We start from the raw sequence: 24,435 nt of genomic DNA on the forward strand, positions 1-24,435 counted from the left end.
GCCGCTGACCACCACCGTGCCGCACCGGCCCCGCCGGCTGCGGGCGACGCTGCTGCTCGTCACGGCGTTCGTCGCCACCGTCACCGCGGTGATCTCCGGCGTCCGGCTGGTCGCGGATCTGAACCGTCCGGCCGGGGCGCCCTCGGACCTCGGGGACGTGCCGCCGTGCCCGCCGAACAGCGGCTGCTCGGCGCTGTTCCCGCCGCGGGCCACCCCGGCGGGCACCGGCACGCCCGTGCCCACCGGCGAGCCGGCCGGCGGGGCGAGCGCGGCGCCGAGCGGGAGCCCGACCGCGCCGGACACCGCCGAGCCGCCCACCCCGGTGCCGAGCCCGCGCGGGAGCCGTACCGCCACCGCGCGGCCCTCGCCGAAGCCGAGCCCGACCGGGACCGCCCGCGACTCCGGGGTGCGGCTGCGGCCCAGCCCGTCGCCCACGCCGCCGCGCACCGCGAGCCCGTCGCCCCGGCCCACCGACCCGGAGCCGGAGCCGACCCGGACCGAGCGGCCCCCGCTCCAGGCGGTGGTGAAGTTCATCGTGCTCGGCGCGCGGGACGGCCGGTACTCCGCCGAGATCGCCATCGGCAACGACGGGAGCGGCGACCTGGACGGCTGGGAGATCAGCCTGCCGATCGACGGCCGGGTGCTCGCCGTGGACGGCGCGCGGGCGGTGCAGCGCGGCGACACGCTCGTGCTGCGCTCGGCCGAGCCGGTCCCGTCCGGCGGCGGCGTCGCGGTGCGCATCACCGTGCGCGGCGAGCCGACCGAGCCGGAGTTCTGCCGGCTGCGCGGCGGGAGCTGCCGGATCCTGCCGGACCGCGGGTGAGTGCACCCGGCTCCGGCAGCCCGCGGGAACAGGATCACATCCGGATTTGATTGGATGTGGGCATGATTCCTCCACGCGTGCTCACGATCGCCGGCTCGGATTCGGGGGGAGGCGCCGGAATCCAGGCCGACCTGAAGACCATGCTCGCCCTCGGCGTGCACGGCATGAGCGCGATCGTCGCGGTGACCGCGCAGAACTCGCTCGGCGTGCAGGGCTACTGGGAGCTGCCGCCGGAGGCCGTGCGGGCCCAGCTCGACTCGGTGCTCGGCGACATCGGCGCCCAGGCGGTGAAGACCGGCATGCTCGCCTCGACCGTGCTCGTGGAGACCGTCGCCGAGGTGCTCGCGGGCCTCGACGCGCCGGTCGTGGTCGACCCGGTGGGCGTCTCCAAGCACGGGGATCCGCTGCTCGAGCCCGACGCGGTGGAGACCGTGCGGACCCGGCTGCTGCCCACCGCCACCGTGGTCACCCCCAACCTGTACGAGGTCGAGCAGCTCACCGGCATCACCGTGGACGACGAGCGTGACCTGCGCCGGGCCGCCGACGCCATCCTCGAGCTGGGGCCGCGCTGGGTGCTGGTCAAGGGCGGCCACCTGCCCGGCGACCCGGTGGACCTGCTCACCGACGGGACCGAGGAGCACCGCTTCTCCGCGCCGCGCGTCGACACCCGGCACACCCACGGCACCGGCTGCACGCTCGCCTCGGCGATCGCCTCGTACCTCGCCCTCGGGGAGGACGTGCCGGGCGCGGTCGGCAAGGCGAAGGAGTACATCACCGGGGCGATCAGGCACGGGTTCCCGCTGGGTTCGGGCATCGGCCCGGTCGACCACGCCTGGCGGTGGCGTTCCCGGTGATTTCCGTTCTGACCTGGGAACTCATTGTGTCGCGGGGTCTGTTTCCGGGCCGGCGGCGGTCCCAAATCACCTCATCGCCTCCGGCCGAAATACGTGAGTTTCCCTGACAAATCGGTGCTCGCGCTGCTACAACATGTCGTCAGGTTTGCCAACGGAAGGGTTCGACATGGGGAGCAGCACGGGAAGCGGACCTCGACGACGGCGTGAGCGCGGGTCGGCGGAGGGGCCGGGCTGGAGTGAGCCCGCCGCCGGCTGGACCGACGCATCCGACCGGTCGCCGTACGACCCGCGCTCCCGCGCCTCGGATGTCCCGGGGGAGGACACCGACCCGCTCGACGCGCTCAAGCAGGACACGCCCTACCACCGGCCCTACGTGAGTCAGGGCGCCGAGGCCGCGGACGGGGCCGTCGCGTCCGGGGACGACCCGTACAGCGGTGCGGGTTGGGAAAACGCTTACCTGACCCGGCGTATCGAGGACGGCGCCGACGCGCACCAGGGCGCGAGCCCCGCGACCGGCGACGTGCTCGCGGGCGGGTACGGCAAGGCCGCGTCCGCGGCGCCGGACCATGTCGATCCGTACGGGGGGCATGAGACGCGGCACCTGACGGATCCGGGGTATGCGGGGCCGGACTACGGGCCGAGCACCGGGGAGATGGCCGCGGTCGGTTACGGCTCCGGTACGGACGGATCGGCAGGGGACCACCGCGGTAACGAGACACAGCGCCTCGCGGACCCCGCGTTCGCGGACGCGGACTACGGGCCGAGCACCGGCATGATCGCCCCGGTGACCTACGCCCGGGACGCGGGCGGGCCGGAGCGCGCCGGCGGGTACGGCGGGCACGAGACGCTGCGCCTGCCCGACGAGGGCCTGGACGACGACTTCGGGCCGAGGACGGGGATGATCGCCCCGGTGGCGTACGACCGCGACGCGGACGGGGCGGCCAACCGGACGCAGATGATCGACACCGGGCCGCGCGGCGGCACGGCGGGCGGCGACGCCGAGGCGGGCGCGCGCCGTACCGGGGACGGGGGGCCGGGGCGCCGCGGCTTCCTCGGCTCCGGCTGGCGGGGCGGCCCCGACCCGGACGAGGAGGAGAAACCGCGCCGACGCCGGCGCGGCGGCCTGATCGCCGCCGCGGCCGCGGTGGTGCTGCTCGCGGTCGCCGGGTTCTGGGTCGTGGGCGGCGACGACACGCCGGACTGCGCCGCCGGGGACGTGCGCTGCGTGAGCAAGGCGAACTCCAGCACCCCGTCCGCCGAACCGAGCGGGACCGCGGAGACCGGCGAACCCGCCGAGGACGACGAGCCCGCCGCGGGCGAGGAGGACCCCGCGGCCGAGGAGACGGCCGAGCCCACGCCGACCGCGACGACGCCTCCGGCGACCGCCAACCCGCGGCCCCCGGCGCGGCCGAGCGCCACGCCCCGGGAGAGCCGTCCGGCCCGGACCAAGGCCAGCGAGAGCTCGGTCAGCGAGGACCTGCCGAGCGAGGAGCCCTCGGCCTCGTCCACGGAGGAGGAGGAGAGCCTGACCGGCGACGCCTCCGGCAACCGGCCGGGGCCCACGAGCGAGCCGACCCAGCCGCGGGTGGAGCCCAGCCCGCCCGAGCAGCCCATCGAGGAGGAGCCGCCGCAGGAGGAGGACCGCGGCGGTGGCGGCTGGTTCGACTGGCTCCGCCCACGCTGATCGGCCCGCAGAGGACTCATCGAGGCGCGTACGGCGGTACGCCGCGCGGGAGGGGTACGGCCCGGCGCCGACGACGGCGTCGGGCCGTACGTCATCGCCGGGGAACACGGCCGGGGAACACGGCCGGGAACACGCCGAGGAAACACAGTGGCCCGGCGTCGCCGAGGTCGTGCCCGGCCATCCCCCCACGGCCGCGCCGCGGCGGGGCCGGCCGTACCCGGCGGCTCACGGCGTCCGTACGGTGGTCATTCGCGGGCGCACCCCGCGCGGCAGGGGAGGCGGTCCGGCGCCGGTGGTGGCGGGCCGTCACCGGATCGCGGGCCGCCGGATGCGGCCGGAAACGGCACTAGCCCGGCACCCTGTGGGTGCCGGGCTGGACGCGTGGACCGGTCAGCGGCTGACCTTGCCCGCCTTGATGCAGGAGGTGCAGACCTTGAGCCGCTTGGCGGTGCCGCCCACCACGGCGCGCACCGACTGGATGTTGGGGTTCCAGCGGCGGCGGGTGCGGCGGTGGGAGTGGGAGATGTTGTTGCCGAAGGTCGGCTTCTTGCCGCAGACCTCGCAAACGGATGCCACCGTAATCGCTCCTTTAGATTCACCCTCGGCCCGACCAGACCGAGGGATCTCAGCCTGTGCTGAGGGTTGACGTCTGTCAGAACCGCCCTGCGGCGAACGTCTCCGCGCCTGCCGGCGCGAGCCCCGGCCAGACCGACGCACACCAAAACGACCGGTCGGCCACCCGAGAATACCGGAGGAACGCCAGGGTGCGCCAAATCCACGCCCCGATCCACGGCGAACCACCCGGATATAGCCTCGTAAGCGCCGACCGGAGGGGGTGATCGCCGCGCAGGTCATCGAGGAGATCGACGACGTCGTCGTGCGCCGCTGGTGCCTGCGGTGCGCGGAGGTCCTCGGCGAGGCGCGCACCGAGATCGACGCGCTCAACGTGTTCCCGATTCCGGACGGTGACACCGGCACGAACCTCCACCTCACCCTGCTCTCCGCGGTCGAGGCGCTCGAGGCGCTGCCGCGGGACGCGGGCCCGGAACGGACCTGGCAGACCCTGGCGCGGGGCATGCTGCTCGGCGCCCGGGGCAACTCCGGCGTGATCGTGAGCCAGGCGATCCGGGGCCTGGCGGAGGTGCTGCGGCAGGGCCGCGGCCGGGCCGAGGACCTCGCCCGGGGGCTGTCCCGCGCCGCCGAGCTCGCCCGGCACGCCGTGGTACGGCCGGTCGAGGGCACCGTGCTCACCGTGCTCGACGCCGCCGCCGCGGCGGCCCGCCGTACCAGGGGAGGGCTCGCCGAGGTGGCCACCCGGGCGGCCGAGGCGGCCCGTGCGGCCCTCGAGCGCACCCCCGAGCAGCTCGAGGTGCTCGCCCGCAACGGCGTCGTCGACGCCGGCGGGGCCGGGCTCACGCTCATCCTGGAGAGCCTCGCCGCCGTGATCACCGGCACCTACCCCCGGCGCCACCGGGTACCCGCGCCCCGCACGGCCCCCGACGGCGCCGCGCCCGCCGCGGTCCGCGCCCACCCGGACGGGGACCACCGCCACCCGCGGGGCGAGTACGAGGTGATGTACCTGCTCGACGCCGACGACGCGGCGGTGGCGCGGCTGCGCGCCGAGCTCGACCGGATCGGCCACTCCCTGGTGATCACCGGTGGCGACGGGCTGTGGAACGTGCACGTGCACCTCGCCGACGCGGGCGCGGCGATCGAGGCGGGCATCGCCGCCGGGCGGCCGCACCGCATCCGCGTCACCTGCCTCGGCGCCCCGGGCGCGGACCGCGCCGCGGCCCCGGACGGCGCGGCCACCGGTACGGCGTGCCCCGGCGGCGCGGCCGAGGGACGGCCGCGTGGGCGCGGCGTGGTCGCCGTCGCGGCCGGGGCGGGCATCGCCCGGCTCTTCGAGCGGGCCGGGGCGGTCGTGGTACGGCGCGAGCCGGGGGCGAGCCCGCCGCTGTCCGCGGTGCTGGACGCGATCCGGCGGGCGGGCACCGAGGTGGCCGTGCTGCCCAACGACGGCGGCGTGGCGGCGGTGGCCGCGGCCGCGGCCCGGCTCGCCCGCGAGGAGGGCCTGACGGTGAGCGTGATCCCCAGCCGGGCCACGGTGCAGGGCGTGGCCGCGCTCGCGGTGCACGACCCGCTGCGCCGGTTCGACGACGACGTGGTGGCGATGACCGAGGCGGCCGGGCACACCCGGCACGGGCACGTGTGGGTGGCGAACCGGGAGGCGGTGACGAGCGCGGGCGTGTGCCGGCCGGGCGACGTGCTCGGCGTGGTCGACGGCGACGTGGCGCTGATCGGCTCCGACCTCACCGCGACCGCGATCGCGGTCGCCGACCGGCTGCTCTCGGTGAGCAGCGAGCTCGTCACCCTGATCAGCGGCGCCGGCCCGGGGGAGCGGCTCGCCGCGGCGGTCCGTGACCACCTCGCCGCGACCCGCCCCGACGTCGAGGTGACCGTCTACCACGGCGGCCAGGGCGGATATCCGCTGCTGATCGGCGTCGAGTGAGCGCCGGGTGAGCGCCGGGTGAGCGCCGTGGAAGCCGACGGGTTGTCGGGGCGGCACGGTAGAACTGGGTGACGTGACGCGCTTCGACGAGCCGCTGCGCAAGGTGCTGGACCCGAAGACGGCCACCCGGCTCGAGTCCGTGCTGGGCATCACCACGGTCGGCGGGCTGCTGCGCCACTATCCCCGCCGGTACGCCGAGCGCGGCGAGCTCGCCGGGTTCGAGGAGCTGCAGCCCGGCGAGCACGTGACCGTGGTCGGCGAGGTCTCCCGGCTGATGCGGCGCACGCTGCGCAACCGGCCCGGCACCTGGCTCGAGGTGGAGCTCGCCGACGGCCGCGGCAACAAGATCTATCTGTCGTTCTTCGGCCGGGCGTCGCGGGCCGCCGAGCAGCGGCTCAAGCCCGGCGCGCGGGGCATGTTCGCCGGGAAGGCGACCCTGTTCGGCCGGGGCCGCAGCCGCCGCTGGCAGTTCGCCCACCCCGAGTACGTGCTGTTCGACGAGACCGACACCACCGCCGAGGAGTTCGCGGGCGCCCCGGTGCCGATCTACCCGGCCGGGCAGGACCTGACGAGCTGGGCGATCCGCAAGGCGGTCGGCGTGGTGCTCGACACGCTCGGCCCGATCGAGGACCCGCTGCCCGAGCACGTACGGCGGCGGCACCGGCTGGCCGGGCTCGCCGAGGCGCTGGAGGGCGTGCACCGGCCGAGGGACCACGACGAGATCGCCCGGGCGCGCCACCGGCTCAAGTTCGACGAGGCGTTCCAGCTCCAGGCCGTGCTGCTGATGCGGCGCCGTGCCGCCGCCGCGTCCCCGGCGGTGCCGCGGCCGCGCCGCCCCGGCGGGCTGCTCGACCGGTTCGACGCGGCGCTGCCGTTCGAGCTCACCGAGGGCCAGCGCAAGGTGGGCGAGGAGATCGCCGCGGACCTCGCCCGGGACCACCCGATGCACCGGCTGCTGCAGGGCGAGGTCGGCGCGGGCAAGACCGTGGTCGCGCTGCGCGCCATGCTGCAGACCGTGGACGCGGGCGGCCAGGCGGCGCTGCTCGCCCCCACCGAGGTGCTCGCCCAGCAGCACCACCGGTCGATCGTGGAGATGCTCGGCGACCTCGCCGCGGGCGGGCTGCTCGCGGGCGAGGGCGGCGGGGCGGGGGTGACGCTGCTCACCGGCTCGATGGGCGCGGCGGCCCGCCGTACCGCGCTGCTGGACGCGGCCTCCGGCGCGGCCGGGATCGTGATCGGCACGCACGCCCTGCTCGAGGAGCGGGTGAAGTTCGCCGACCTCGGCCTCGTCGTGGTGGACGAGCAGCACCGGTTCGGCGTGGAGCAGCGCGACGCGCTGCGTGCCAAGGCGGGCGACCGGCGGCCGCACGTGCTGGTGATGACCGCGACCCCGATCCCGCGCACGGTCGCCATGACCGTGTTCGGCGACCTGGAGGTGTCCACGCTCGCTCAGCTCCCGTCCGGCCGCGCGCCGATCAGCACGCACGTGGTCCCGGCGGTGGAGCGGCCGCGGTACCTGGAGCGCACCTGGGAGCGCATCCGCGAGGAGGTGGCGCTTGGCCGCCAGGCGTACGTGGTGTGCCCCCGCATCGGGGACGCCGAGGGCGACGAGGGCGACCTGCCCGCGCTCGCCCCCGACCAGGACGCGGACCGGGAGGCCGACCAGGAGACCGACCAGGAGATTGAGGCCGAGCGGCCCGCCCGCCGCCCGCCGCTCGCGGTGCTCGACGTGGCGCCCATGCTCGCCGAGGGCCCGCTCGCCGGGCTGCGCATCGGCGTGCTGCACGGCCGGCTCGCCCCCGAGGAGAAGGACGCGGTGATGAACGCGTTCACCCGGGGCGAGATCGACGTGCTCGTCGCCACCACGGTGATCGAGGTCGGCGTGAACGTGCCGAACGCCTCGGTCATGGTGATCATGGACGCGGACCGGTTCGGCGTCTCCCAGCTCCACCAGCTGCGCGGGCGGGTCGGCCGCGGCAGGCTGCCCGGCCTGTGCCTGCTGGTGACCGAGGCCCCGTCCGGTACGGCCGCGCGGGCCCGCCTCGACGCGGTCGCCTCCACGGTCGACGGCTTCGAGCTGTCCCGCATCGACCTGGAGCAGCGGCGCGAGGGCGACGTGCTCGGCGCGGCGCAGTCCGGCCGCAGGTCCTCGCTCAAGCTGCTGCAGCTGCTGCGCGACGAGAACGTGATCCAGGCGGCCCGGCAGGAGGCCGCCGCGCTCCTTGAGGAGGATCCCGAGCTGTCGCGGTACCCGGCGCTGCGTGCCGAGATCGACGCGCTGGTGGCCGACGAGCGCGCGGAGTACCTGGAGAAGACCTGACGAGCGACGTCGCGGTGGGTGTGGCCCCCGGGCCCCGGCCAGGGACGGCCTCCCCCCGAATGCCGTCCCTGGCCGGACCCACCCCTCGGGTCAGGTGCCGAGGGCCCCGGCGCACGGAAGGGCTCACGATCACGCCGGTCGGCCTTCCCCTGGGTCACCCGAAGGCCGCACACCCATCATGCGGGCTCACCCGGCCCGCCGGAACGACCCTTACGGTTTCGTCGCCGCCCCCTGCGCACTCTTGACCCAGGCCGATCACAATGGGACCGTGACACGGATCATCGCGGGGCGCGCCGGCGGCAGGCGCCTTGCCGTACCGCCCGGGCGCGGCACGCGGCCCACGAGCGACCGGGCGCGGGAGGGCCTGTTCGCCACGATCGGCTCGCTGCTCGGCACGCTCGCCGACCTGCGGGTGATGGACCTGTACGCCGGTTCGGGGGCGGTGGGCCTGGAGGCGCTCTCCCGCGGCGCCGCGCACGCGCTGCTGGTGGAGTCCGACCCCAAGGCGGTGCGCGTGATCCGCACCAACGTCGAGGCGCTCGGCCTGCCGGGCGCCGAGGTGGTCGCGGACCGGGTGGAGCGGGTGCTCGCCGTACCGCCGCGCGATCCCCGCGGGCGCTACGACCTGGTGTTCGCCGACCCGCCGTACGCCACGCCGGACGCGCAGGTGCGCCAGGTGCTGGAGCTGCTGCGCGACGGCTGGCTCAACCCGGAGGCGCTGGTCGTGGTGGAGCGGGAGAGCCGCGGCGGCCCGCTGGAGTGGCCCGAGGGGTTCGACCACGTCCGGGAGCGCCGGTACGGCGAGGCGACGATGTGGTACGCGTTCGCGCCGGACCACTGAGCCGATCGCCGATGTCCGCCGTATTCCCCGATAACCGGCGGCTCGGTGAGGCGGAGGGGACCTGTTGCGGAAACCCGGTGGCGCCGTTTGGTACCGTCGCGCCCGCCGGGAACCCGTCAAACCTGGGGGTGCGCCTTGCGTCGTGTTGTCTGCCCGGGGTCGTTCGACCCCGTCACCAACGGACACCTGGACATCATCGGCCGGGCCTCACGGCTGTACGACGAGGTCGTCGTCGCCGTTCTCATCAACGTCGAGAAGCAGAGCCTGTTCACGGTCGACGAGCGCATCGAGATGCTCGAGGCGGTCACCAGGGAGTACGGCAACGTGCGGGTGGACAAGTTCCACGGCCTGCTCGTCGACTTCTGCCGCCGGAACGAGATCCCGGCGATCGTGCGCGGCCTGCGCGCGGTGAGCGACTTCGACTACGAGCTGCAGATGGCCCAGCTCAACTACCGGATGGCCGGGGTGGAGACGCTGTTCATGTCCACCAACCCGGAGTATTCTTTCCTCTCCTCGAGCCGGCTGAAGGAGATCGCCAAGTACGGCGGCGACGTCTCCGGCCTCGTGCCCGACCTGGTGCGCAAGGCGCTGGAGCAGCGGCTGCGCGGCTGACGGCCCCTGCAAGGCTGGTATTCTTTCATTTCGGCCTCGTACGACGGCGGTGATTCGCCATGCCACAAGAAGGCAGGATGACTCTGCACAGCCTCGACCCCCGCTCCCCCTGGGTGATCTCGACCCACGAGCTGGGGCGGCGGCCGGGGGCGATGCAGCAGATCGTCCGGACCCTTCCGGCACCGGAGGATCTCGGCGTCGAGATGATCGGCGTCCCCAAGGACGCCGATGTCGAGCTTTCCCTCAGGCTCGAGGCGGTGATGGAGGGCGTGCTCGTCACGGGCACGGCGCGGGCGCCCCTGCAGGGGGAGTGCGTGCGCTGCCTGGACCCGCTGACCTCGGAGGTCGAGGTCGGCTTCCAGGAGCTCTACTTCTACTCGGCCGAGGACGCCGACGAGGACGACCAGGTCCTCGACGGCGAGCTGCTCGATCTTGAGCCCACGTTCCGCGACGCGGTGGTGCTGTCACTGCCGTTGAGCCCGGTGTGCAGCGAGGACTGCCCGGGCCTGTGCGTGGAGTGCGGGGTCAAGCTCGCCGAGGCCGACGCCGACCACGGGCACGAACCACGCGTCGACGTCCGGTGGGCGGCACTGCAGGAACTGAAGATCACGACCGACGACGATCAGGAGGGCTGACGTGGCCGTCCCCAAGCGGAAGATGTCGCGGGCCAACACCCGAGCCCGCCGCGCCCAGTGGAAGGCTGCGCGCGTCGCGCTGGTGCCGTGCCCGCAGTGCCGCGCGCCGAGGCGGCCGCACGTGGCCTGCTCGAACTGCGGCACCTACAACCGCCGGCAGGTCATCGAGCCGTCGGCCTGATCGCGCCCTGACGGATGGGCCGGCCGGTGCCGTACGGCGTCCGGCCGGCTTCGCCGTCCCCGGTGTCCGCGGTGGCGGTGCACCCGAGGCCGTGGTGGGCGCCGGGTTCGTGCCCTCGGCGACGGACCGCCCGGCGTCCACCACGTCTTCGGGCTCCTTGCGCACGAGTACCTGCCACCGCGTAGCGAGCGCAACGGAGCAGGAGGAGACGTGGCCGCTGGGACGAAGCCGGTAGCGGTGGAGGTCGCGCAGGAGGAGATCGGGCGCGTCCTCGACGTGGAGATCGAAGCCGGGCTGCTGGAGCGGGCGCTGACGCACCGTTCCTACGCCTACGAGAACGGCGGGCTGCCCACCAACGAGCGCCTGGAGTTCCTCGGTGACTCGGTGCTCGGCCTGGTGGTGACCGACACGCTCTACCGGGGGCACCCGGATCTGCCGGAGGGCCAGCTCGCCAAGCTGCGCGCCGCCGTGGTGAACATGCGGGCGCTCGCCGACGTCGCCCGCACCCTCGGGCTCGGCCGGTACCTGCGGCTGGGCCGCGGCGAGGAGGGCACCGGCGGCCGGGACAAGTCCTCGATCCTCGCCGACACGCTCGAGGCGCTGATCGGCGCGATCTACGTGGACAAGGGCCTGGAAGAGGCCTTCCGCGTGGTGCACCTGCTGTTCGACCCGCTCATCGCCAAGTCGGCGCAGCTCGGCGCCGGGCTCGACTGGAAGACCTCGCTGCAGGAGCTCACCGCCGCGGAGATGCTCGGGGTGCCCGAGTACCACGTGGACGAGAGCGGCCCCGACCACGCCAAGTCGTTCACCGCGACGGTGCGGGTGGGCGGCCAGGAGTACGGCACCGGGTCCGGCCGCAGCAAGAAGGAGGCCGAGCAGCAGGCCGCCGAGGCCGCGTGGAACGCGATCCGCGCCCGCCGCGAGGAGCGGCTCAAGCAGGAGAAGGAACGCGCGGGCGAACCGGCCGGCAACAAGTAGCGGGCCGGGTGGGACACGATGCCGGAGCTGCCGGAGGTCGAGGTCGTACGGCGCGGCCTGGAGCGCTGGGTCGCCGGACGCCCGGTGTCCGGCGTCGAGGTCGCGCACCCGCGGGCGATCCGCCGCCACGTGGCCGGCGCGCACGACTTCGCGGCGCGGCTGACCGGGCGCACGATCGAGGCGGCACGGCGGCGCGGCAAGTACCTGTGGCTGCCGCTGAAGGGCGCCGACGAGGCATCCGGCGCCGAGGAGGCGCTCGTCGCCCATCTCGGCATGAGCGGCCAGCTGCTCGTGGTCGACCCCGGATCGCCCCCGGAGAAACACCTGCGGGTGCGGTTCTCGTTCGCCGACGGCGGCCCTGAGCTGCGCTTCGTCGACCAGCGCACGTTCGGCCACCTGCTCGTCGCCCCGCTCGTCGACGGCGTCGGCGGCCGGGTGCCGGAGCCGATCGCGCACATCGCCCCCGACCCGCTCGAGCCCGCGTTCGACGCCGACGCGTTCGCCGCCCGGCTGCGTGCCCGCCGTACCGGCATCAAACGGGCACTCCTCGACCAGTCGCTCATCAGCGGGGTGGGTAACATCTACGCCGACGAGGCGCTGTGGCGGGCCCGGCTGCACTGGGCCCGGCCCACCGAGACGCTCACCCGGCCGAAAATCAACGAACTCGTGACCGCGGTGCGCGAGGTGATGCACGCCGCGCTCGCCGAAGGCGGTACCTCGTTCGACCATCTGTACGTCAACGTAAACGGCGAAAGCGGTTATTTTTCGCGGTCCCTTGCCGTGTACGGCAGGCGCGACGAGCCGTGCCCGCGCTGCGGCACGCCGATCCGGCGAGATCCGTTCATGAACCGCTCGTCGTACTCGTGCCCGCGCTGCCAGCCCCGGCCGAGGAGGGCACGGATATAAGCGAAACAACAGGTATCGGCAAACGCCTATGAGCGAAAAGAACGAGCAGGAAAACGTACGGCTCACCGCCTGGGTGCGGGGGCGGGTGCAGGGCGTCGGTTTCCGCTGGTGGACCCGGTCGCGCGCGCTCGAACTGGGTTTGGTAGGGTCCGCGTCAAATCTTGCCGACGGCAGGGTAGAGGTCATAGCCGAAGGACCTCGAGAATCTTGTGACAAGCTGCTTGAGCTGCTGCGAAGCGGCGAAACACCGGGCCGGGTCGACGCGGTTATCGAACGTTGGAGCGAGCCGCGCGGGGGTTTGGTTGGTTTTGTAGAAAGGTGAGCGCTTTACTTTCCGGCCCGGAATAGGGTATATTTGCACGTCGGGAGTCGCCGGTTCCTCTTCGGGGAGTGTTCAACTTGACCGCCTCCATTGCCAGTGCGACTCTTGATAGGAACCACGCGCACCCCTCCCGCGGCTACAAGTGCGCGAACCAGTCTGGTCACTCAGCGTGGAGGACCCTTAACCATGGCGAAGGCTCTATTCGGCCACGTCGGCGGTCCTGACCCTCGGATGGTCTCGGAAATGCGCCGTCTCCAGCAGCGAGTCCGGGACCTGGAGGCAGAGCTCATAAGGCTCCAGGCGCAGAACGACGCCCTTGCGGCTCAGTCGCGCGACGAGTCGCTCACCCGTCTGCAGGATCGCGAGCCGGCCCTCACCTGAGAGGCCGGAAGGCAGTAGCACAGAGTCAGGGACGCCTCGCAACAGGCGTCCCTTGTCATGTCGGTAGCCCCCCTTCCCGGCCCTCCTCGCCGCCGTCCTCTCCGTTGACCCCGCATTCGGTCGGTGCCTGGCTGTAGTCTTCCGCCAGAAGTCGACCGGCGGTCCGCTGACGGGGGGAGGGTTTCCCGCTTGTACCTCAAGACCCTCACGCTGCGCGGCTTCAAGTCCTTCGCCTCCGCCACCACGCTGCGCTTCGAGCCGGGGATCACCTGCGTGGTCGGCCCGAACGGGTCGGGCAAGTCCAACGTCGTCGACGCCCTCGCCTGGGTGATGGGCGAGGGCAGCGCCAAGTCGCTGCGCGGCGGCAAGATGGAGGACGTGATCTTCGCCGGTACGGCGAGCCGTCCGCCGCTCGGCCGCGCCGAGGTCACGCTCACCATCGACAACTCCGACGGCGCGCTCCCGATCGACTACACCGAGGTCACGATCAGCCGGCTGATGTTCCGGTCCGGCCAGAGCGAGTACGCGATCAACGGCGAGCCGTGCCGCCTGCTCGACATCCAGGAGCTGCTGTCGGACTCCGGCATCGGCCGCGAGATGCACGTGATCGTCGGCCAGGGCCGGCTCGACGAGGTGCTGCACGCCGGGCCGGAGGAGCGCCGGGCGTTCATCGAGGAGGCCGCCGGCGTCCTCAAGCACCGCAAGCGCAAGGAGAAGGCGCTGCGCAAGCTCGACGCGATGCAGGCGAACCTCAACCGGGTGCAGGACCTGTGCAACGAGCTGCGCCGCCAGCTCAAGCCGCTCGGCCGCCAGGCGGAGATCGCCCGGAAGGCCGCGGTGATCCAGGCCGACCTGCGCGACGCCCGGCTGCGCCTGCTCGCCGACGACGTGGTGACGCTGCGCGAGGCCCTCGCCAAGGAGGAGGCCGACGAGGCCGCGCTGCTCGCCCGCCGTACCGAGGTGGAGGCGGCGCTGGAGCACGCCCAGCTGCGGGAGAGCGAGCTGGAGGCGGCCGCCGCGCAGGCCCAGCCCCGGCTCGCCGCCGCCGCGGACACCTTCTACGCGCTGTCCGCGCTCAAGGAACGGCTGCGCGGCGTCGAGGTGCTCGCCGCCGAGCGGCGGCGGAACGCGGAGGCCGCGGCCGCGGTGGAGCGCCGGGGCCGCGACCCGGAGGACTACGAGCGCGAGGCCGCGCAGGTGCGCGAGACCGAGCGCATGCTCACCGAGGAGCTGGAGCATGCCCGCGAGCTGCTGGACGCGGCCGTGGCGCGGCGGGAGGAGGCCGAGCGGGAGCTCGCCGCGGAGGAGCGGCGGCTCGCCGAGCTGAACCGCGCCGCCGCGGACCGGCGGGAACGGCTCGCCCGGCTGCGCGGCGAGGTCGCCTCGGCGCAGAGCCGGGCCGACGCCGCCGCGCAGGAGATCGGGCGGCTGCGCGCCGCGCTGGAGGAGGCGCGGCGCCGCGCGGCGGAGGCGCGGGCCGCGTACGAGGCCGCCGAGCGCGAGGAGCCGCAGGCCGACCCGGAGCTCGCCGAGGAGATCGCGGTCGCCGAGGAGCGGGTCGAGACGGCGCGGGCCGCGGTGGAGGCCGCCGAGGCGGCCGCCGCGGAGGCCGAGCGGGGCCTCGCCGGGCCGCGGGCCGCGCTCGCCGCGGCCGAGGCCGAGGTGAACGCGGCGCGGGCCGCCGACCAGGAGGCGCAGCGGGCGGTCGCCGCGCTCCAGGCGCGGCGCGAGGCCCTGGAGCTGGGCCTCGCCAAGGGCGCGGACGGCGCGGGGACGCTGCTCGCCGCCGCCTCGTCCGGCGAGCTGGAGGGCGTGCTGGGGCCGGTCGCCGCCCTGCTCACGGTACGGCGCGGCGCCGAGGCGGCGATCGCCGCGGTGCTCGCCGACGCGGCCGAGGGGGTCGCGGTGGAGTCGGTCCCGGCCGCGGCGGCCGCGCTGGAGTTCCTGCGCGGCCGGGACGCGGGACGCGCCGGGCTGCTGGTCGCGGACGGTACGGCTGCCGAGCCCGCCGCGGCGGGTGCGCCGCCCGGCGACGGGGAGTGGGCGCTCGACCTGGTGGCGGCCCCGGAGCGGCTGCGCGGCACGGTCGCCGCGCTGCTCGCCGGGGTGGTCGTGGTCAAGGACCTCGAGACGGCCCGGCGGGTGGTGCGCGAGCGGCCCGAGCTGCGCGCGGTGACCTGGTCCGGGGACCTGCTCGGCGCCCGGTTCGCCCGCGGCGGCGCGGGCGGCGACTCGGTGCTGCGGGTGCGCTCGGCGCTGGACGCCGCGATCGCCGACCTGGAGGAGGCGCGCCGCGGCGCCGAGGCCACCGCGGAGCGGCTCGCCGAGGCGGTCGCCGCGGCCGAGGAGGCGCGCGCCGCGGTCGACACGGCCCAGGAGCGGCTGGGCGAGGCCCGGGCGCAGGTGAGCGCGGCGCAGAACGGGGTGAGCGCGGCCCGGGCCGAGCTCGACCGGCTGCGGGCGCGGCAGCGCGAGGCCGACCGCCAGGCGGCGGCGACCGCCAAGCGGCTCGCCGGTTTGGAGGCCGCGGCGAAGGCGGCCGACGACGAGTGCGAGCGGCTCGCGGCCGCGATCGCGGCGGCGGAGGAGGCGCGCGAGCGCGGCCTCGCCGAGGCCGAGGAGCTCGCCGAACGGCTCGCCGCCGCGGAGACCGAGGACGAGCTGGCCGGCGAGCCGACCACCGAGCTGCGCGACGAGCTCGCCGCGGCGTGCCACGCGGCCCGGCAGACCGAGATGAACGCCCGCCTCGCGGTGCGCACCGCCGAGGAACGGGTGGCCGGCATCGCCGGGCGGGCCGACCGGCTGCTCGCCGCGGCCCGGCGCGAGCGCGAGGAGCGCGCCCGCGCCGCCGAGCTGCGCGAACGCCGCCGGACGCAGGCCGCGGTCGCCGCGGCCGTGGCCGACGGGGCGCGCCGTACCCTCGAGCTGCTCGACCGGTCGCTCGCCGCGGCGGCGGCCGAGCGGGACGAGGCCGAGCGGGCCCGGGGCGAGATCGAGGCCGAGCTGAAGGCGGTCCGCGCCCAGGTGCGCGAGCTCTCGGCCGAGCTGGACAAGCTGACCAACCGGGCGCACGGCAGCGAGATGGCGCGCACCGAGCGGCGGTTGCGTCTGGAGCAGCTCGAGACGCGGGCGCTGGAGGAGTTCGGCATGGACGTCGAGGCGCTCGTCGCCGAGTACGGGCCGGACAGGCCGGTGCAGCTCGCCGACGGCACCACCGTGCCGTACGTGCGCGAGGAGCAGGAGCAGCGGGCGAAGACCGCCGAGCGGCAGATGGCCCAGCTCGGCAAGGTGAACCCGCTGGCGCTGGAGGAGTACGCCGCGCTCGAGGAGCGGCACGCGTTCCTCACCTCCCAGCTCGAGGACCTCAAGAAGACCCGCCGCGACCTGCTGCTCGTGGTCAAGGAGGTCGACGACCGGGTCGAGCAGATGTTCCGCTCGGCCTACGAGGACGTGGCCCGCGAGTTCGAGACGATCTTCAGCCGGGTGTTCCCGGGCGGCGAGGGGCGGCTGTACCTCACCGACCCGGACGACATGCTCACCACCGGGGTGGAGGTCGAGGCCCGGCCGCCGGGCAAGAAGGTGAAGCGGCTGTCGCTGCTGTCCGGCGGGGAGCGGTCGCTCACCGCCGTGGCCTTCCTCATCTCGATCTTCAAGGCGCGGCCGTCGCCGTTCTACGTGATGGACGAGGTGGAGGCCGCGCTCGACGACACCAACACCCAGCGGCTGCTCACCCTGTTCGAGGAGCTCCGGGAGACCTCCCAGCTCATCGTGATCACGCACCAGAAACGTACGATGGAGATCGCCGACGCCCTCTACGGCGTGACCATGCGGGGCGACGGCGTCAGCCAGGTGGTCAGCCAGCGGCTGCGGGAACGCGCGTCGGCCTGACCACCGGTCTCGGCACACCGACCTGTCTGGGAAACTGACATCTTGTGAGCGACTACCTCGGCATCATCGTGATCGTGGCCGTCGTCGCCGTTCTGGCGGTCGGCGGCCTGTTCCTGCTGTTCCGCCCGAAGGGCGGAGGGGCGCCGACGCTGCCGCCGCCGGAGGCACCGCCCGCGCCGGAGGCGGAACGGCCCGCGCCGCCCAAGGAGGTGGCCGAGGAAGGCGGCCCCACCACGACCCTGCCGCCCCCGGCGCGGCCGGTCGAGGTCGTCAAGGTGCCCGAGGTGGAGGTCCCGCCGCCGTCGGCGGGCCGCATGGTGCGGCTGCGGGCGCGGCTCGCCCGCTCGCAGAACGCGCTCGGCCGGGGCCTGCTCGAGCTGCTCTCCCGCGACCACCTCGACGACGAGGTGTGGGACGAGATCGAGGAGACCCTCATCACCGCAGACGTGGGCGTCGGGCCGACCCGCGCCATCGTCGAGGAGCTGCGCACCCGGGTGAAGGTGCTCGGCAGCCGCACCCCGGAGGAGGCGCGCGCCCTGCTGCGCGAGCTGCTCCTCGCCCAGGTCGGGCCGGACATGGACCGCACGCTGCACGTCACGCCGCACGGTGAGCGGCCCGCGGTGGTGCTCGTGGTCGGCGTGAACGGCACCGGCAAGACCACGACGACCGGCAAGCTCGCCCGGGCGCTGATCGGCGACGGCAAGCAGGTGCTGCTCGGCGCCGCCGACACCTTCCGCGCCGCCGCCGCCGACCAGCTGCAGACCTGGGGCGACCGGGTGGGTGCCGAGGTGGTCCGCAAGGACGAGGGCGCCGACCCGGCGAGCGTGGCCTTCGACGCGGTCGCCCGCGGCATCGAGAAGAAGGTCGACGTGGTGATCGTGGACACCGCCGGCCGCCTGCACACCAAGACCGGGCTCATGGACGAGCTCGGCAAGGTGAAGCGGGTGATCGAGAAGAAGGCGACCGTCGACGAGGTGCTGCTCGTCCTCGACGCCACCACCGGGCAGAACGGCATGCGCCAGGCCCAGGTGTTCGCCGAGGTGGTGAACATCACCGGCATCGCGCTGACCAAGCTCGACGGCACCGCCAAGGGCGGCATCGTGATCAGCGTGCAGCGCGAGCTGGGCGTGCCGGTCAAGCTGGTGGGCCTCGGCGAGGGGCCCGACGACCTCGCCCCGTTCGACCCGGAGGTGTTCGTCGACGCGATCCTCGGCGACGAGAAGCCCGGAGGCGACCAGAAGTCCGCATAGCGGACGGCTCCCATCAGGCGTGTGGCGCCGCCGCCGGCCGTCGTGCCGGTGGCGGCGCCGTCGTCTTCGCCCACCGTCCGCCGTACCGTGGGCCTCGCACCGGGCCTACCCGGGTCACCGGCCTCGCGCGCTCGCGCGGAGCGCGGCCGCACCGGGATCCGAGAGGCCGGACCGCGGCGGCTCGCACGAGCGTGCGCCCCTGGGGCGCGCCGAGCCGGGATCGGCGGGGCCGTGCGAACCGAGGCCGAACCGTGCGGCCGGGGTGCGTGGATCACCGCTGAGGCGAAGCGGATCCGTCGCTCAAGGACGTGTCCGCCCCCGCCGCGCGACGGGTCGCCCGGGCCGGTCCGCCTGGCACGGCGAAACCGCCGTTTCAGGGGTTCAGGAGGGTGTCCGGGCCGTACGGGTCTGCGACGCGAGTCGTTTGCCACGGCCGGGCGCAATGAACGTCGATCCTCGCCGGATGTGCGTGGCCCCACCCCCAGGTCGTCTCAAGGAATGGCCCGCTCAACCGGCTCCACCTCCGCCGAGGCGGCGGCACCGCGCACGACCCGGTACGGCCGGGCGGCGGGAAACCGTTCGCCTCGCGGGGTGTGCGACGCTTCAGGCGGTTTGCGGATTTTACTGTTGGCCAGGCCACAAAATTTGTTGATCTGAGCGTCAAGTGTTACGATACTGATACTTGTTTGGCTGTGGGCTTTGGTCTGGGCTGTCCTGCCTCGCCCGCGCCTCACTTCCCTGCCGCGTCCAGTGAAGCCCTACGGGCGGTCCCCTGACGGAGTTCTTACTCGAGTACTGCGACCCTGGGCGTGAGCACGGGCGGATTTGCTGCGTAGTGCAAGGTGAACCGGTGGTGCCGTGCCCGCGTGTGCGGTGTACGGAGGTGCCGGAAGGGTAGTGGGGGATTCGGTTCGTAGGGGGTTGGAATGATCTCGATGACGGAAGAGCAGAGGCGCGCCTGGTTCGAGCGGGACGTCGTGCCCGTGACCCAGCAGCTCTACGCGTCCGCCATGAGGCTGACCCGCAACACGGCCGACGCCGAGGACCTCGTCCAGGAGACCGTCGCGAAGGCGTTCACCTCCTACCACCAGTTCCGTGAGGGCACCAACCTCAAGGCGTGGCTGCACCGGATCCTCACGAACAACTTCATCAACGAGTACCGCAAGAAGCAGCGCTCCCCGAAGCTGTCCGCCACCGAGGACATCGAGGACTGGCAGCTCGCCGCCGCCGAGTCGCACATGTCCACCGGCCTGAAGTCCGCCGAGACCGAGGCGCTGGAGCAGCTGCCCGACTCGGCCGTGATGAACGCCCTGCGCGCCCTGCCCGAGGAGTTCCGCATGGCGGTCTACCTCGCCGACGTCGAGGGCTTCCCGTACAAGGAGATCGCCGAGCGCATGGGCACCCCGATCGGCACCGTGATGTCCCGGCTGCACCGCGGCCGCCGCCAGCTGCGCGCGATGCTCGCCGACTACGTGCGCGAGCACGGCTCGCTGCGCGCCCCGCAGCGCGAGGCCGAGCCCGAGCTCGCCGCCTGACCGCCCGGCGGCACCACCCCTCTCCGGCACCGGATACGGCCGAGGCGCACGGTCACGCCGCGGCGATCAGCGCCACCGCGCCGAGCGCGAGGCCCACACCCGCGACCTGCACCGGGGTGAGCCGTTCCCCGAGCACCTGGCGGGCGAGCAGCAGCGTGCTCGCCGGGTAGAGCGAGACGATCACGGCGACGAGGCTGAGCAGGCCCCGGTGCACCGCGAACATGTAGAGCACGTTCGCGGCCATGTCGAGCACGCCCGCGAGCACGATCGTGCGCAGCGACCCCGGGGCGGGCCGCAGCCCGCGCCCGGAGGCGAGGGCGATCCCGGTGACCATGAGGATCGAGGCGATCCGCGCGCCGAGCAGCGGCCACGGCCCGGCGTCCTCGGGCGCGTTGCCGAGCAGGATGAAGAACCCGCCGAACCCGGCCCCGGCGATCGCCGCCAGCGCGAGCGGGCCGAGCCCCCGCGTCGCCGGCTCCTGGGCCGGGGCGCGGCTCACCAGCAGCACCGCGGCGATCGCGAGCGCCACCCCGGCGAGCGCCGCGGGCGCCGGACGCTCGCCGACCGCGAGCCCGAACACCACCGGCAACCCCGCCGAGATCGTCGCGCTCACCGGGGCGACCACCGACATCGTGCCGATCGCGAGCGCCCGGTAGAAGAAGATCAGCCCGCCGCCGCCCGCGAGCCCGGCGACCATGCCCCACGCCAGCGCGGCCGTGCCGCCCTCGCCGGGCAGCACCGGCAGCAGGCAGGCGATGAACGCGAGCCCGGCGAGCTGCGACAGCACGACCACGGCGAACACCTGGGATCGTCGGCTCGCGAGCCCGCCGTAGAAGTCCGCCGCGCCGTACACCACGGCACACGCCGTCGCCAGGGCGATCGCGGTCACCTGGAGCCTCCTTCGGTGCAATGAATTGAACTCGAAGTACATTACACCGAAGTACAACGCGCTTAAAAATTGATCTAATACACTGCACCGCATGCCGGAACTCGAGACGCTCACCGCGGCGATCGCGAACAACGTCCGGGCGCAGCGGGCGCACCGGGGCATGACCCTCGACGAGCTGGCACTGCGCTCGGGCGTGAGCCGGGGCATGCTCATCCAGATCGAGCAGGGCCGGACCAACCCGAGCATCAACACGCTCAACCGGATCGCCGACGCGCTCGGCGTCTCGGTGGGCCGCCTCGTCGAGGTCTCCGACACCCCCGTGGTCCGGGTGGTGCACGCCTCCGATGTGGTGACGATGTGGCGCGGCGAGCGGGGCGGCTCGGCACGGCTGCTCGTCGGCAGCGACCTGCCCGCGATCCTCGAGCTGTGGGACTGGCGGCTCGGCCCCGGCGAGCACCACGACAGCGACGCGCACGCCGCGGGCACCCGTGAGCTGCTCACCGTGCTCACCGGCGAGCTCACCCTCTCGGTGTACGGCAAGAGCCACGTGATCCGGAAGGACGAGGCGGTGCTGTTCACCGCGGACCGGCCGCACCGGTACGCCAACGAGGGGGAGGAGGAGGTCCGGTTCGTCATGGTGGTCACCGAGCCCCGCGACACGCCGGACCGCTGATATCACCCCTCACACCCATCTCTCGTGACACGCTCCCCCGAGAGGTGAAACGCAGACATCTGGGTACTGCTCCAGATACCTGGCCGGGGTGTTCCGCGGGCGACACGGCCAGGGGTGGTGGCACAGGTCCCGCGGTGCTTTCGGGGGGAAGCGTGCGAGTGGGGGGCTCGTTAACGTCGCGGCGCGCGACGCCGTTGCTGGTGATGACGCTGGTGGGCGCGCTGGTGGGCACCGCCGGGTGCGCGGCGATGGGCATGTTCCGGCAGGCGAGGGAGGCGACGGCGGTCCCGGAGCGTCCGCTGAGCAGGCCGGTCGACGCCGACACGCTGCGGTACCGGCTGGTCGCCCAGCAGCCCGAGTGGCCGACCGGCCGGCTGCCCGCCGGGCCCGGGTTCCGGACCGTGGACTGCGCGCGGATCAAGTGCGTGGCGCTCACCTTCGACGACGGTCCGGGCAAGTACACCGGGAAGGTGCTCGACCTGCTCGCCGCGCACAACGCGCGGGCGACGTTCTTCGTGATCGGGCAGAACATCACCCCCGAGATCCGCCCGCAGCTGGTCCGGATGGTCGCCGAGGGCCACGAGATCGGCAACCACACGTGGAGCCATCCGCAGCTCACCGCGCTGTCGCCGGGCAAGCTCACCGAGGAGCTCGCCAGGACCAATCGGCTGATCAAGGCGTACACCGGGGTGGAGCCGCACACGCTGCGGCCGCCGTACGGCATGACCAACGCCAAGGTCGCCCAGGAGGCCAAGCGGCAGGGGCTCGCCCAGATCATGTGGACGATCGACACCAACGACTGGCGGGAGAGTAAGACCGACGTCGTGGTGAAGCGGGTTCGGGCGGCGAAGCCCGGGGCGATCGTGCTGCTCCACGAGACCAAGGCGACCACGGTGGCCGGCATCCCGAAGATGCTCGAGCACTTTGATCGCCAGGGTTACACCTATGTCACCATTTCCGAGCTTTTCGGCGAGCAGTATCTGCAGCCGGGGGAGAAGTACAAGGAGCACGCCGGCATGATCCAGTGACGCGTGCCGTGGCCGCGCGCGGTCACACGTGCGGTGTCACGTGCGGTGGCGTGCCGTCGCGGGCGGACGGCCCGGTGGCCGGAAGGCCGCCGGGCCGTCTGGGCGGCGGGCCCGGCCGGGTTCAAGCGGGCTCGGCGGGTTCGGCCGGTACGGCGCGGCCGCCGGTACGGCGCGGCCGCGGGTACGGCGGGGCCGGTCAGGCCGGCCGCCCGCGCTTGGCCCGGGCGGCCATGCGGGCCCGCTCGGCCTGGTCGAGCACGAGCTTGCGCGGCCGGATCGCGGTCGGCGTGACCTCCACGCACTCGTCCTCGCGGATGAACTCCAGCATCTCCTCGAGGCTCATGGTGCGCGGCGGGCTGAGCCGTTCCAGCTCCTCCGCGGTGGACGAGCGCATGTTCGTGAGCTTCTTCTCCCGGGTGATGTTGACGTCCATGTCCTCGGCCCGGGAGTTCTCCCCGACGATCATGCCCTCGTAGACCTCGGTGCCCGGGGTCACGAACAGCGTGCCGCGCTCCTGCAGGTTGAGGATCGCGTACGCGGTGGCCGCGCCCGCCCGGTCGGCGACGAGCGAGCCGGTCGGCCGGGTGCGCAGCTCGCCGAACCACGGCTCGTAGCCCTCGAACACGTGGTGCGCGATGCCGGTGCCGCGGGTCTCGGTGAGGAACTCGGTGCGGAACCCGATGAGGCCGCGGGCGGGCACCACGAACTCCATGCGGACCCACCCGGTGCCGTGGTTGGTCATGTTCTCCATGCGGCCCTTGCGCACCGCGAGCAGCTGGGTGACCGCGCCGAGGTACTCCTCCGGGCAGTCCACGGTGAGCCGCTCGACCGGCTCGTGCACCTTGCCGTCGATCACCCGGGTGACCACCTGCGGCTTGCCCACGGTGAGCTCGTAGCCCTCCCGGCGCATCGTCTCCACGAGCACGGCGAGGGCGAGCTCGCCCCGGCCCTGCACCTCCCAGGCGTCCGGCCGGTCGGTGGGCAGCACCCGCATCGACACGTTGCCGACGAGCTCGCGGTCGAGCCGCTCCTTGACCAGCCGCGCGGTGACCTTGGTGCCCTTCTCCCGGCCCACGAACGGGCTGGTGTTCGTGCCGATCACCATCGAGATCGCGGGCTCGTCCACGGTGATCCGGGGCAGCGGGCGCGGGTCCTCGGGGTCGGCGAGGGTGTCCCCGATCATGATGTCCGGGATGCCGGCGACCGCGATGATGTCGCCCGGCCCGGCCTGCTGGGCGGGCTTGCGCTCCAGCGCCTCGGTCATCAGCAGCTCGCTGATCCGCACCCGCTCGATCGAGCCGTCGGCCCGGCACCAGGCGACCTGCTGGCCCTTGACGATGGTGCCGTGGTGGATCCGGCACAGCGCGATCCGGCCGAGGTAGCTGGAGGAGTCGAGGTTGGTGACGAGCGCCTGCAGCGGGGCCGTCGGGTCGTACACGGGCGCCGGGACGGTGCGCTTGATCGTCTCGAACAGCGGCTCCAGGTCCGGCGAGTCGGGCAGCTCGCCGTCGGCCGGCCGGTTGAGCGAGGCCCGGCCCGCCTTCGCCGACGCGTACACGATCGGGAAGTCGATCTGGTCGTCGGTCGCGTCGAGGTCGAGGAACAGCTCGTACGTCGCGTCGACGACCTCGGCGATGCGCGAGTCGGGCCGGTCGACCTTGTTCACGCAGAGGATCACCGGCAGCTTCGCGGCGAGCGCCTTGCGCAGCACGAACCGGGTCTGCGGCAGCGGGCCCTCGGAGGCGTCGACGAGCAGCACCACGCCGTCGACCATGGACAGGCCGCGCTCCACCTCGCCGCCGAAGTCGGCGTGGCCGGGCGTGTCGATGATGTTGATGGTGATGCCGCCGTGCCGTACCGCGGTGTTCTTCGCGAGGATGGTGATGCCCTTCTCGCGCTCGAGGTCGTTGGAGTCGAGCACCCGCTCGTCGACATCCTGGTTCGCGCGGAACGCCCCGGACTGCCACAGCATGGCGTCGACCAGCGTGGTCTTGCCGTGGTCCACGTGCGCGATGATCGCGATGTTCCGCAGGTCGTCACGGCTCTGCAAAGGCATGGTGAGATCTCGTTCCGCTTCGTGTGGGAATGGTCCGCGCCTCGGGATGCCCGCTGACTGCCGCCGG

The 24,435-nt window shown here is 73.7% G+C and carries 21 protein-coding genes; 18 read left to right on the forward strand and 3 right to left on the reverse strand.

From position 1 onward, the window contains the following. The first annotated feature begins 16 nt into the window (after positions 1–16). The 3 genes from FHX40_RS03390 (at position 17) to FHX40_RS03400 (ending at position 3,361) form a co-directional block, all read left to right on the forward strand. Complete coding sequence (locus FHX40_RS03390) at positions 17–823, forward strand: hypothetical protein (RefSeq protein ID WP_142258257.1); 807 nt, start codon at positions 17–19, stop codon at positions 821–823. A 62-nt stretch (positions 824–885) separates the two neighbouring features. After that, entirely contained in the window at positions 886–1,677 is a 792-nt protein-coding gene (gene thiD, locus FHX40_RS03395; RefSeq protein ID WP_142258258.1) for a bifunctional hydroxymethylpyrimidine kinase/phosphomethylpyrimidine kinase, read from the forward strand. A 166-nt stretch (positions 1,678–1,843) separates the two neighbouring features. Beyond that, a complete protein-coding gene (locus FHX40_RS03400) occupies positions 1,844–3,361 on the forward strand; it encodes a hypothetical protein (RefSeq protein ID WP_142258259.1) in 1,518 nt (505 codons plus the stop codon). Positions 3,362–3,751: 390 nt separating this feature from the next. On the opposite strand, the gene rpmB is transcribed toward FHX40_RS03400, so the two are convergent. Further along, positions 3,752–3,937 carry a 50S ribosomal protein L28 gene (gene rpmB / locus FHX40_RS03405; protein ID WP_142258260.1) on the reverse strand — a complete coding sequence of 62 codons (186 nt, stop codon included), beginning with the start codon at positions 3,935–3,937 and terminating at the stop codon, positions 3,752–3,754. A 259-nt stretch (positions 3,938–4,196) separates the two neighbouring features. Here rpmB and FHX40_RS03410 point away from each other — a divergent pair, with 259 nt between their 5' ends. The 13 genes from FHX40_RS03410 to FHX40_RS03470 all read left to right on the forward strand — a co-directional run bounded on the left by FHX40_RS03410 (position 4,197) and on the right by FHX40_RS03470 (position 19,722). Continuing rightward, positions 4,197–5,873, forward strand: a complete 1,677-nt coding sequence (locus FHX40_RS03410; protein ID WP_229789158.1) for a DAK2 domain-containing protein — start codon at positions 4,197–4,199, stop codon at positions 5,871–5,873. Positions 5,874–5,946: 73 nt separating this feature from the next. Further along, positions 5,947–8,193, forward strand: coding sequence for an ATP-dependent DNA helicase RecG (gene recG, locus FHX40_RS03415; protein ID WP_142258261.1), 2,247 nt, complete (start codon positions 5,947–5,949; stop codon positions 8,191–8,193). Between the two features lie 268 nt (positions 8,194–8,461). After that, on the forward strand, positions 8,462–9,034 hold the full coding sequence (gene rsmD, locus FHX40_RS03420) for a 16S rRNA (guanine(966)-N(2))-methyltransferase RsmD (protein ID WP_142258262.1): 573 nt from the start codon (positions 8,462–8,464) through the stop codon (positions 9,032–9,034). 135 nt (positions 9,035–9,169) lie between these two features. Beyond that, the gene (coaD, locus tag FHX40_RS03425) at positions 9,170–9,646 is read left to right on the forward strand and encodes a pantetheine-phosphate adenylyltransferase (protein ID WP_142258263.1); all 477 of its coding nucleotides are present in this window, start codon (positions 9,170–9,172) and stop codon (positions 9,644–9,646) included. Positions 9,647–9,723: 77 nt separating this feature from the next. Further along, complete coding sequence (locus FHX40_RS03430) at positions 9,724–10,281, forward strand: YceD family protein (RefSeq protein WP_142258264.1); 558 nt, start codon at positions 9,724–9,726, stop codon at positions 10,279–10,281. Between the two features lies 1 nt (position 10,282). Beyond that, positions 10,283–10,462, forward strand: a complete 180-nt coding sequence (gene rpmF, locus FHX40_RS03435; protein ID WP_142258265.1) for a 50S ribosomal protein L32 — start codon at positions 10,283–10,285, stop codon at positions 10,460–10,462. Positions 10,463–10,672: 210 nt separating this feature from the next. Beyond that, positions 10,673–11,440, forward strand: a complete 768-nt coding sequence (rnc, locus tag FHX40_RS03440; protein WP_373286913.1) for a ribonuclease III — start codon at positions 10,673–10,675, stop codon at positions 11,438–11,440. An 18-nt stretch (positions 11,441–11,458) separates the two neighbouring features. Further along, positions 11,459–12,346, forward strand: a complete 888-nt coding sequence (mutM, locus tag FHX40_RS03445; protein WP_142258266.1) for a bifunctional DNA-formamidopyrimidine glycosylase/DNA-(apurinic or apyrimidinic site) lyase — start codon at positions 11,459–11,461, stop codon at positions 12,344–12,346. Positions 12,347–12,374: 28 nt separating this feature from the next. Next, positions 12,375–12,668, forward strand: coding sequence for an acylphosphatase (locus tag FHX40_RS03450; RefSeq protein WP_142258267.1), 294 nt, complete (start codon positions 12,375–12,377; stop codon positions 12,666–12,668). A 186-nt stretch (positions 12,669–12,854) separates the two neighbouring features. After that, positions 12,855–13,049: a hypothetical protein gene (locus tag FHX40_RS25645; RefSeq protein WP_142258268.1), complete on the forward strand. Its 195-nt coding sequence runs from the start codon at positions 12,855–12,857 to the stop codon at positions 13,047–13,049. A gap of 189 nt (positions 13,050–13,238) precedes the next feature. Further along, positions 13,239–16,937 carry a chromosome segregation protein SMC gene (gene smc / locus FHX40_RS03460; protein WP_142258269.1) on the forward strand — a complete coding sequence of 1,233 codons (3,699 nt, stop codon included), beginning with the start codon at positions 13,239–13,241 and terminating at the stop codon, positions 16,935–16,937. Positions 16,938–16,981: 44 nt separating this feature from the next. Further along, entirely contained in the window at positions 16,982–18,187 is a 1,206-nt protein-coding gene (gene ftsY / locus FHX40_RS03465; protein ID WP_142258270.1) for a signal recognition particle-docking protein FtsY, read from the forward strand. Between the two features lie 926 nt (positions 18,188–19,113). Beyond that, positions 19,114–19,722: a sigma-70 family RNA polymerase sigma factor gene (locus FHX40_RS03470; protein WP_142258271.1), complete on the forward strand. Its 609-nt coding sequence runs from the start codon at positions 19,114–19,116 to the stop codon at positions 19,720–19,722. A 52-nt stretch (positions 19,723–19,774) separates the two neighbouring features. Here the strand turns inward: FHX40_RS03470 and FHX40_RS03475 are convergent, their stop codons facing one another. Further along, a complete protein-coding gene (locus FHX40_RS03475; protein ID WP_142258272.1) occupies positions 19,775–20,611 on the reverse strand; it encodes a DMT family transporter in 837 nt (278 codons plus the stop codon). Positions 20,612–20,702: 91 nt separating this feature from the next. Between FHX40_RS03475 and FHX40_RS03480 the strand changes: the two genes are divergently transcribed. Continuing rightward, positions 20,703–21,284: a helix-turn-helix domain-containing protein gene (locus FHX40_RS03480; RefSeq protein ID WP_142258273.1), complete on the forward strand. Its 582-nt coding sequence runs from the start codon at positions 20,703–20,705 to the stop codon at positions 21,282–21,284. Positions 21,285–21,442: 158 nt separating this feature from the next. Beyond that, complete coding sequence (locus FHX40_RS03485) at positions 21,443–22,312, forward strand: polysaccharide deacetylase family protein (protein WP_229789160.1); 870 nt, start codon at positions 21,443–21,445, stop codon at positions 22,310–22,312. A 196-nt stretch (positions 22,313–22,508) separates the two neighbouring features. Here FHX40_RS03485 and typA read toward each other — a convergent pair whose 3' ends face one another. Then, the gene (typA, locus tag FHX40_RS03490; protein WP_142258274.1) at positions 22,509–24,368 is read right to left on the reverse strand and encodes a translational GTPase TypA; all 1,860 of its coding nucleotides are present in this window, start codon (positions 24,366–24,368) and stop codon (positions 22,509–22,511) included. Positions 24,369–24,435: the final 67 nt, after the last annotated feature.

The sequence above is a fragment of the Thermopolyspora flexuosa genome, assembly GCF_006716785.1.
Classification (GTDB): domain Bacteria; phylum Actinomycetota; class Actinomycetes; order Streptosporangiales; family Streptosporangiaceae; genus Thermopolyspora; species Thermopolyspora flexuosa.